Raw genomic sequence first — 312 nt, forward strand, 5'->3', positions numbered from 1 at the left:
CCAGAATTTGGATTTCCATAGGCTCATGGCTATCCAAAAAATGTCCTCTTTTTGTTCTTCGGTTTGGAATACTAAAACAAAGCTGTTTGTGAAAGGTTCGTGGTCGGGTTTTCCGCTATTTAGTCCTTTTGAAAGGATGAAAAAATGCGGTTTTTCGTACTTCGCCCCAGTTTGGTGGGTTTTGATAAAAATTGTGTCCATAATACAAGGATTTAAAAGGTTAACTTCCTTCGTCTTCCTATTTTGGTGCCCGAAATGTGATTGAATACCGAGATGCCCCACACACATTTTTGCAAAAGAAAAAAGGAAAAA

Annotated in this window: 1 protein-coding gene; it reads right to left on the reverse strand. The window is 38.1% G+C overall.

What is annotated here, in order from left to right; all coding sequences use genetic code 11:
* A partial coding sequence (locus M9Q43_RS14155) for a DUF6943 family protein (RefSeq protein ID WP_408611271.1) occupies window positions 1-201 on the reverse strand: 201 nt, incomplete at its 3' end.
* Window positions 202-312: the final 111 nt, after the last annotated feature.

The sequence above is a fragment of the Flavobacterium odoriferum genome (genome assembly GCF_025499515.1).
Classification (GTDB): domain Bacteria; phylum Bacteroidota; class Bacteroidia; order Flavobacteriales; family Flavobacteriaceae; genus Flavobacterium; species Flavobacterium odoriferum.